The sequence below is a fragment of the Microseira wollei NIES-4236 genome (assembly GCF_020521235.1).
Taxonomy (GTDB): domain Bacteria; phylum Cyanobacteriota; class Cyanobacteriia; order Cyanobacteriales; family Aerosakkonemataceae; genus Microseira; species Microseira wollei.
Window position 1 is genome coordinate 1 of the sequence record NZ_BLAY01000281.1, and the last position, 8,331, is coordinate 8,331.

The 8,331-nt window shown below is 46.5% G+C and carries 10 protein-coding genes and 1 pseudogene; 5 read left to right on the forward strand and 6 right to left on the reverse strand.

The genetic code is table 11. The features are described from left to right. The first annotated feature begins 157 nt into the window (after window positions 1-157). The 5 genes from MiSe_RS45665 to MiSe_RS45685 all read left to right on the forward strand — a co-directional run bounded on the left by MiSe_RS45665 (window position 158) and on the right by MiSe_RS45685 (window position 1,690). Window positions 158-367 carry a hypothetical protein gene (locus tag MiSe_RS45665; RefSeq protein ID WP_226593443.1) on the forward strand — a complete coding sequence of 70 codons (210 nt, stop codon included), beginning with the start codon at window positions 158-160 and terminating at the stop codon, window positions 365-367. Between the two features lie 103 nt (window positions 368-470). Beyond that, window positions 471-617, forward strand: a complete 147-nt coding sequence (locus tag MiSe_RS45670) for a hypothetical protein (RefSeq protein WP_226593445.1) — start codon at window positions 471-473, stop codon at window positions 615-617. 358 nt (window positions 618-975) lie between these two features. Next, a complete protein-coding gene (locus MiSe_RS45675; RefSeq protein ID WP_226593447.1) occupies window positions 976-1,116 on the forward strand; it encodes a hypothetical protein in 141 nt (46 codons plus the stop codon). Window positions 1,117-1,151: 35 nt separating this feature from the next. Then, window positions 1,152-1,448 carry a hypothetical protein gene (locus tag MiSe_RS45680; protein WP_226593449.1) on the forward strand — a complete coding sequence of 99 codons (297 nt, stop codon included), beginning with the start codon at window positions 1,152-1,154 and terminating at the stop codon, window positions 1,446-1,448. Then, window positions 1,376-1,690: a hypothetical protein gene (locus MiSe_RS45685; RefSeq protein ID WP_226593451.1), complete on the forward strand. Its 315-nt coding sequence runs from the start codon at window positions 1,376-1,378 to the stop codon at window positions 1,688-1,690. The genes MiSe_RS45680 and MiSe_RS45685 overlap by 73 nt, the downstream gene beginning before the upstream one ends. A gap of 61 nt (window positions 1,691-1,751) precedes the next feature. Here MiSe_RS45685 and MiSe_RS45690 read toward each other — a convergent pair whose 3' ends face one another. The 6 genes and pseudogenes from MiSe_RS45690 to MiSe_RS45715 all read right to left on the reverse strand — a co-directional run. Next, window positions 1,752-2,405 (reverse strand): phosphoribosyltransferase, encoded by a 654-nt coding sequence (locus MiSe_RS45690; protein WP_226593454.1) that lies wholly within the window; start codon window positions 2,403-2,405, stop codon window positions 1,752-1,754. Between the two features lie 208 nt (window positions 2,406-2,613). Then, window positions 2,614-2,862 (reverse strand): hypothetical protein, encoded by a 249-nt coding sequence (locus MiSe_RS45695; RefSeq protein WP_226593455.1) that lies wholly within the window; start codon window positions 2,860-2,862, stop codon window positions 2,614-2,616. Between the two features lie 157 nt (window positions 2,863-3,019). Next, window positions 3,020-5,638 (reverse strand): response regulator, encoded by a 2,619-nt coding sequence (locus MiSe_RS45700; RefSeq protein WP_226593457.1) that lies wholly within the window; start codon window positions 5,636-5,638, stop codon window positions 3,020-3,022. Between the two features lie 41 nt (window positions 5,639-5,679). After that, window positions 5,680-6,693, reverse strand: a complete 1,014-nt coding sequence (locus MiSe_RS45705) for an ABC transporter substrate-binding protein (protein WP_226593459.1) — start codon at window positions 6,691-6,693, stop codon at window positions 5,680-5,682. 158 nt (window positions 6,694-6,851) lie between these two features. Beyond that, on the reverse strand, window positions 6,852-7,595 hold the full coding sequence (locus MiSe_RS45710; protein WP_226593461.1) for a hypothetical protein: 744 nt from the start codon (window positions 7,593-7,595) through the stop codon (window positions 6,852-6,854). Between the two features lie 365 nt (window positions 7,596-7,960). After that, window positions 7,961-8,331 (reverse strand): annotated as a pseudogene (locus MiSe_RS45715) (IS110 family transposase); the annotation flags it as partial.

Here is an 8,331-nt window from a genome sequence, read left to right on the forward strand (position 1 = left end):
CCTGGGAATTGGGAATGTTTGGGTTGATTTTTGGCAAGATGCTTTCATGTTTGGGGAATGGGACATTGCCGGGAACATTCTTTCATCTTTCGATTGGCGACAAAATTTATTGATGTTCCCTACCCCGCCTGGGAATTGGGAATGTTTGGGTTGATTTTTGGCAAGATGCTTTCATGTTTGGGGAATGGGACATTGCCGGGAACATTCTTTCATCTTTCGATTGGCGACAAAATTTATTGATGTTCCCTACCCCGGCGGCGAATTGGGAATGTTTGGGATGATTTTTGGCAAGATGCTTTCATGTTTGGGGAATGGGACATTGCCGGGAACATTCTTTCATCTTTCGATTGGCGACAAAATTGATTGATGTTCCCTACCCTGACAAATAGGGAAGATTTGGATTGATTTTTGGCAAGGTTCCAACATCTTTGGTGACCACATTGTAGGGAACATTCTTTCATCTTTGGGGAATGGGACAATTTACTGATGTTCCCTACCCCGCTGGCGAATCGGGAATGTTTGGGATGATTTTTGGCAAGATGCTTTCATCTTTGGTTTGGCGATATTGTAGGGGCACGGCGTTCAAACATCTTTCGATTGGCGACAAAATTGATTGATGTTCCCTACCCTGACAAATAGGGAAGATTTGGATTGATTTTTGGCAAGGTTCCAACATCTTTGGTGACCACATTGTAGGGAACATTCTTTCATGTTTGGGGAAGGCGACAATTTACTGATGTTCCCTACCCCGCTGGCGAATCGGGAATGTTTGGGTTGATTTTTGGTAAGATGCTTTCATCTTTGGTTTGGCGATATTGTAGGGAACATTCTTTCATCTTTGGGTAATGCGACAATTTACTGGTGTTCCCTACCCCCCTGGCGAATCGGGAATCTGTGGCTTGATTTTTGCTAAGATGCTTTCATGTTTGGGGAATGGGACATTGCAGGGGCGCGGCGTTCAAACATCTTTGGGTAATGCGACAATTTACTGGTGTTCCCTACCCAGGCGGCAAACATCTTTGGGTTGACGACATTGCAGGGAACATTCTTTCATCTTTGGGTAATGCGACAATTTACTGGTGTTCCCTACCCAGGCAGCAAACATCTTTGGGTTGACGACATTGCAGGGAACATTCTTTCATCTTTGGGTAATGCGACAATTTACTCATGTTCCCTACCCCCCTGGCGAATCGGGAATCTTGGCGTTGATGTTTGGCAAGATTCTTTCATCTTTGGATTGGCGACATTTTTGGGAAGATTCTTTCATCTTTGGATGGGCGACAAAATTTACTGATGTTCGCTACCCCCCTGGCGAATCGGGAATCTTGGCGTTGATGTTTGGCAAGATTCTTTCATCTTTGGATTGGCGACATTTTTGGGAAGATTCTTTCATCAGTTTTCTGGTGGCGCGACGGCCTGCGATCGTTCGGGTGCGGTGGGTATCATAGGACACTATCAAAAAATTAGCCATGGAGAGGGCGCCGGAAAATCGGGCGCTGCAAGTCTTGTTTATGGTTCGCCCCTGGGGGTGCAACCTGTACTCGATTATGAAGCGGAGGAAGCGCGGATTCTGACGGCGACGGCGCGGCAACCTTTGGCGCTGCGGGTGGAAGAAAGCGGTTGTTTGTCGGAATTAGTTGATGATTATGGCAGCCGGTATTTTGATGTTTTGCACCGAAATCTAGTCTAAACTCGAGTAAACTCGAGTATTTGAAGCATAGACCGGATAGCGATCCGCATTCCGTTCTCAACTAATAACTAATTACCGATGGGCGTTCAAGGAGCAGGTGGCGGACTTCTTCATCGGTGGTTTGATCGAATTGGTCGTACCAGACGCTAATTGAATAGAAGCGCTCTGGTGTCACCAGAGACACAACCTCGTCTACTTCTGCTTTCAATTCGTTGTAGGTGGAGAGGGGCGCTACTGGTACGGCTACGATAATCCTGGCAGGTTGTTGCTGTCGCAAGGTGGCGATCGCCGCACGCAAGGTTGCTCCCGTAGCTATTCCGTCATCCACCAAAACGATTGAAAGCCCCTGCAAGTCGGGGAAAGGACGCTCGCCCCGGTACGCGCGATCGCGTCTTTCTAATTCTTTCTCTTCCAACGCTACAACCCTTGCGATCGCTTGAGTGGAAACTTGCAGCGATTCCACCACATCGTGATTGAGTACCATCACCCCACCCATCCCGATCGCACCCATCGCCAATTCTTTGTTTCCGGGTGCCCCCAGCTTCCGCACCAGACAGATATCTAACGGCAAATTCAGTGCCACAGCAACTTCATACGCCACGGGTACGCCCCCACGGGGCAGCCCCAACACCAGTACGTCGGTGCGATTGGCGTAAGCGCTCAGCTTTTTAGCCAGCTGTTGTCCCGCTTCGGTTCGGTTGCGAAATCGCCTCATTGTCTTTTTTCCTCCCTTGCGTGGGCGGCTGCGTTGCAGTTTTTTAACCCGTCGCGCTCAAGTCCCTAAAATCCCCATCCCACACTAGCAGTGCTACCGCTTGTTCAATTTGGTTGGCAAATAACCCGCGATCGCATTTTCATTGGCAGTAGGGACACGGCAACCAAGATATTTTGATCCAAAGAACGATGTTGATGATGCCGTGTCCCTACTCGCCTTGCAACAATATTTGCACTGGTCTAAGTTCTGGTTCTCTCGATTGCCCTCTTAACCTTGGCGCTTCTGGGTTTCCCGCCGCCTCGATTAACGGGTGAGGTTCTACGGGTAATTTCCAATTTTCCGGCATTGGAACCCTCTCCGAGCGAGCGCTGGGTAGATCCCAAGGGTCGGGTATAAGTTGGGCGCTCTTGCCTAGCGCTGCTTCGCGAGGCGGATCTCTCGATAAATTTTCTAACATCGTTTTATCCTCCCGCTTTTTGGCTATAGCCAATCAACTCTTGTTTATTTAATTATCAACTCTCACCCACTTATTATTTTAACACATTCTTACTAAAAATTTTGCAAATTTTTGTTGACTTATTTGATTGAGACTGTATATGTTGAAATGTTGCTGGTCAGGGCGGGTTTGACAAAGTGTTTTGATGGGTCAGATCGATAATTTCACCAAAGCGAAAATCGCGGACTAGCTTGGTGAGAGCAGTTGTGAGGGTTGTATATTCCGGTGGAATCTCTTTGAGCAGGTGAAAAATCCAGCTATCATCGCAGTCAACCGCAGCCTGATGCAGTTTGGCGATCCAATCATCGGGCATTACTCTCAAAGCGGTAGGAGTCAGCTTTAAAACAGGGGGTGGGGAGACTTCGCAACTTTGGGCAGGTGCTTCATAAATGTAACGCACGCCGAGAAGATCGGCTATTTTGGCAAAGATGACATTGGCTTGAAACGGTTTACTAATAAAATCGTCACAACCCGCCGCAAAAATAGCGGCGCGATTTTCTTCAAAAGCAAACCCAGTGACAGCAACAATCGCGGTGGCTTTTCCTTTAGGAGTACTTTTGATTTTCTCTGTTGCTTCATAACCGTTCATCACGGGCATTCGCAGATCCATCAAAATCAGATGGGGTTCCCATTCTTCCCACAGTGTCACGCCTTCTTGCCCGTTTTTAGCTTCCTTGACTTCAAAACCAACCGATGTCAGCAGCTTTGACAGCAGCCAGCGGTTTTCCGGTTGATCTTCAACAATTAATAAGCGAACTGGCGGTTGGTTGGGTACTAAACCGATAATCCGACGAGCTTGTTGTGGCTGTGGAAAATCGGTTGCGCTTGCCAAACGCACCGGAATATCAAATTTGAAGGTGCTGCCGGTTCCTAAAGTACTGCTAACGGTAATATCCCCACCCATCAAGTGGATAAACTTGCGACTAATCGCTAATCCCAGTCCCATTCCGGCTTGCCATCCTTCAGTCGTGTTAATTTGCACAAATGGTTTGAATAAAGCTGTCGCGGCTTCGTCTGTTAGGCCAGAACCAGTGTCTATAACTTCAAATATGAGGCGGTAATTGGTAATTGGTAATTGGTAATTGGTAATTGGTGAATTTCCCACAACCCGCAATTTCACCGTACCAACATCGGTAAATTTGATGGCATTGTCGAGCAGGTTAACTAAGACTTGCCGCAATTTTTTTTCGTCTGCCTTAATGTACTGGGGAACATCAGGCGATCGCTCAAATATCAAGTGGATTTGCTTGGCAGATGCTTTAAGGCGCATCATCTCTTGAAGTCCATTTAGCAGTTGGGACAAATCAAAGTTAATTTCATCCAGCTTGGCGGTACCGGCTTCGATTTTTGACAGTTCCAGGACGTTATTAATTAAATCCAGCAATTGTTGACCGTTGCGATGAATAATCTCTAGATGGGATTGATGTTCTAAAGCAATGGCAGCATCCCGTTGCATCACTTGAGCAAAACCCAAAATTGCATTGAGTGGAGTTCTTAATTCGTGACTCATGTTGGCGATAAATTCGCTTTTAGCACGGTTAGCTGCTTCGGCGGCTTCTTTGGCTTGTTGTAGTTTGGTTTCTACCAGTTTGAGTTCGGTAATGTCAAAAATTGCGCCATCGATCCAGAGAATGTCGCCGTTTGACTTGCGGATGCCTTGACCTTTTTCATAAACCCATCGGATGCTGTTATCGGCACGAACGATGCGATATTCGATTGTATAAGGCTGCTGCTCTTGCATCGCGCTATCGATCGCAATTTCCACCGTCTCCCGATCTTCAGGATGGATAATACTGGCAAAACTCCGCACTTGATTGTTAATAAAATCAGATGGGGGATAACCGGAAATTTGGGCGATCGCATCGCTAATAAACTCCGTTGTCCACTCGCGATCGCACCCACAGCGGTAAATTACCCCCGAAATGTTGGCAACTAAAGACCGGAATCTGGCTTCGCTCTCCTGCAACGCCAGGGTATCGTTCTGAATTCGATCCGCCATGCGGTCAAACGCTGCCGATATTTGCGTCAGTTCATCCCATCCTTGCAACTGGGCGCGAACATCTAGCTTTCCTTGGGCTAAACTATTGCTGACTGCAACTAACTTGGATGCTCGCTGGGTCAAGATTTTGTCAAACAGCAACCAAACCGCAACGCAACCAGAGGCGATTACAGCAATTGATTCAAGCGATCGCTGTAAAGCATCTGCATAAGCCGCATTTTTTTCCCCCGAAAGGTCATACTCTACCAATAAAATGCCGACCCTCGTTGGACGCAGTTCACCAGGTTTAGCTCCCAACAGCACTGGATAAATCCCCCAGATCTTCCGTTTATCCTCAGAAAGCTTTAGTTGCGCTGACATATTTTCCCGCACAATAGAAAATGCACTCAAGCTGTTCGCCCCAGGGGTTTCGCTGACTGGAAGGTTCCGCAGTTCGTAACGGGTGGATAGGATGACGCGGTTGTTTTCATCGCACAGTAAAACCAACCGCAACTTGGGGTCGCTTCCCATCTTGCTGATGATGATTTCCGCTTGCTCCACATCTCCTCTGCGGTACAAGTATTCCAATATCCCGGAAGTTTGGCTCCCCACCAACTGGAGATCGTGGACTGCGTGTTCTTCTTGACGGGAGTTAGACAGGGATAATTCCCGTTGAAAAGAAAATACGCCCAGCAAGCTGCTGAACAATACCAAAATAGTTGGAATCGAGAAACGCAGAGGCAATGAAAAACGTTTCATGGGTGGCGTCGCCAAATCCGATCTAACTTCCCTATTTTGCTTCACCACTTAGCTTGGTTGACGAAGCGATCGTCCAGCAAGGCGGTGGTGTCCACTGGTTTAGGTAACAAATTGTTTTCTAACATTACCTCAGCCAGCCGGTTTATGCTATTGAGTAACATCGGGTCGGTTTTACTCAGCAATCTTTGGTTTTCTTGCAAGTTTGGCTGGCTCAGACCTTCTAAAGATTGTAGGAACTGTTCGGCAGTTACACCCGTGCGCAAAGCAATTCTACCAGCGGCATCTAGGGGGTTGCTTTGCAAGTACTCCAAGGCGCGAAACCGACCGTTTACCAATGCTTGCACGGCATCTGGTTGGTTTTGGATCGCGCTCGAGCGCACGATCAAAACATCTACAATTTCCCCCGGAATTTGCTTGCTGTCAAACAGTATTTTTGCACCCGTTGCCAATAGTTTGGTCAGGGGTGGCCCAAATGTTACGACTGCATCTATTTTTCCTTCTTTAAACGCTCGTTCGTGTTCCGAAACTTGCAACGGCACAATTTCCACTTCTTGGGGTGACAACCCAACTTTCCCCAAGGCACGGGTAATTACAAATGCCCCCAAAGCCGTTGATTCAACCCCCACCTTTCGCCCTTTTAAACCAGGCAAGTTCTTAATATTTGGTTTCCCTAAAATTGCATCTCCACCGGCAGAAAAATCCATCACAGTCACAATGCGAACATCCGGATTAGTTGCGGCTAATACTAATGCTTGATCTAGGGAGATACCGGCAGCTTCAATTTCCCCATTCCGGTAAGCTCGCACTTCTTCTGTCCCGGAAGGATAATCCACCAATCGAATCGGAGTGTTATCGTAATAGCCTAAACTGCGAGCCAGATACAAAGTTTCGTATCCAGGCCAAACATTAGTACCAATGCGCAACGGTGGGGGTGGTTCTTGGACGCAGCTAACGAGGGCGAATAACAACAGCGCCGCACCGAGCAAAATAGTAACACCAGATCGAGGTTTCCAGTTCAATTGACTACGCAAAACAAGTCTTTGGCTCAGTTTCATGTATATAACAGTACGGTTGAAATTCAACGAGGAAGTCCTTACCGTCTATTATTCCCACTTTGTCTGTCCGATTAACAACTGCCCTAGCAGATCATCCTGGTTCGTTACTACATGAATAGCAAATCCCCTGACCAGGAATTGCTGGTTTTCCCCAGCAGCTACAAACGTCTGTCTTGAGCAGTTTTAGAATTCGTTTGATTAAAATATTTTGGCTGTTTAGCAGGTATATTTTTGATTTCTACCTGGATTTCTTCAACTCTCCTTGCCAGAATAGTATATTGGCTTCTTAATTCCGCCATGGCATTATGTATTCTTGTTTCTACATTTTCTTGGTTGGCAATACTATCATTTTTTATTTTAAAATGTAGGCTATGAATTTCCCGTTCTATCTGACACATTCTTTGTTTAATATCGGGAATACGGAAGTTATCAATGCGACTATCTACCTCCTTTATTTCTCCTTCTAATTCCTTGATATCCTTACGGCTGACTATATTTTTAAATGCTATGGGCTGTCTATGCTGAATATTTTGGTCAAGCCAATATATTTTATTTTGCAAAACTTGCAGGTATTTTGAAATTTCTTCTATTGAGCTTTCGTGGTGAGATTCGGCTTCAATTAAGTTTAAAATGGTATTTGAAGATTGCCAAGCTTCTAGCTGCTGCTCTAAACGAATAATGCTCGCCTGACTCTCTTGATAAGCTTGAGAGAGACGGTTTTTTTCCCATGAATTTAGTCCCACGGCAAGCGAGAGCGGAACAGATGCTAGCGTTGCCAGCAGAGATTGTTGCAATATGACAGCAGCTACCGAAGTACCAAGAGAACTAACAATTAGTAAAACTTCTGTAATACTAACCCAACGATGACCGATCTTAGCTGAGGTTGTTTGAGTATTGTTCATTGGCTCACCTCACGTTTTGGTTGAGGAATTCAAGACTCTAGCACACCAGGCAAATATACCCGTTCTTTTATGGAAAAAAACCTGGATCAAATTGACGTGTTGGCAACTACTATCGTAGCTTTGATGCAACAGAAGTAACGGCGCTCGCTACAAAAATTAAACCAGTCTCAGCCCAACCCACGCTTGACGGCTGCACCACAATGCTGTAGGCTCATCTTTTAACGGTTGCATTGCTTGCCAAGGCAGCAGCCTGTCCCGAAAAATCTAGTTCCGCTACCCAAAGCCGCTGAAACAGCAATGGAAAGCATTACCCCCCAAACTGTCAAAACCAGTCGGGAGGCTAAATGAGAATTTTAACATTCACTCTAGTCACTTTTTAGGCCCAGAACTAGCAGTTTGAACAATAGCCTCGTAGCTAGTGCAGCCAGCTTAGTACGTACCAGTTTAATTGGGCGACCTGAGAATTTTTCGGCATCGAGGACGTGACCCAATCCTTCGCCGATGTTGTTCTTGGGACGCGTGAGCTTGGGTTCAATGCGAGTAAACACCCACTGCCACAGCGCCATGGGGCACAAATCCGATCCCCCTACCCGGTCTAAGTCTTGATCGCCCGATGCTTCTTTACCTGGGGCAACCCCAAGACTACGCATAAATCTACGCTCTGATAAATAGCGCTTGGTAGGTTTGCCCGACTTTCTTCCCCGGCGCGTAATTATTTCTGGTTTACCGTTGCGAT

Bases quoted from the DNA above. Each gene is read 5' to 3' on its own strand.
- MiSe_RS45670 (WP_226593445.1), top strand. From the start codon at position 471: ATGGGACAATTTACTGATGTTCCCTACCCCGCTGGCGAATCGGGAATG.
- MiSe_RS45675 (WP_226593447.1), top strand. From the start codon at position 976: ATGCGACAATTTACTGGTGTTCCCTACCCAGGCGGCAAACATCTTTGG.
- MiSe_RS45680 (WP_226593449.1), top strand. From the start codon at position 1,152: ATGCGACAATTTACTCATGTTCCCTACCCCCCTGGCGAATCGGGAATC.
- MiSe_RS45690 (WP_226593454.1), bottom strand. From the start codon at position 2,405: ATGAGGCGATTTCGCAACCGAACCGAAGCGGGACAACAGCTGGCTAAA.
- MiSe_RS45695 (WP_226593455.1), bottom strand. From the start codon at position 2,862: ATGTTAGAAAATTTATCGAGAGATCCGCCTCGCGAAGCAGCGCTAGGC.
- MiSe_RS45700 (WP_226593457.1), bottom strand. From the start codon at position 5,638: ATGAAACGTTTTTCATTGCCTCTGCGTTTCTCGATTCCAACTATTTTG.
- MiSe_RS45705 (WP_226593459.1), bottom strand. From the start codon at position 6,693: ATGAAACTGAGCCAAAGACTTGTTTTGCGTAGTCAATTGAACTGGAAA.
- MiSe_RS45710 (WP_226593461.1), bottom strand. From the start codon at position 7,595: ATGAACAATACTCAAACAACCTCAGCTAAGATCGGTCATCGTTGGGTT.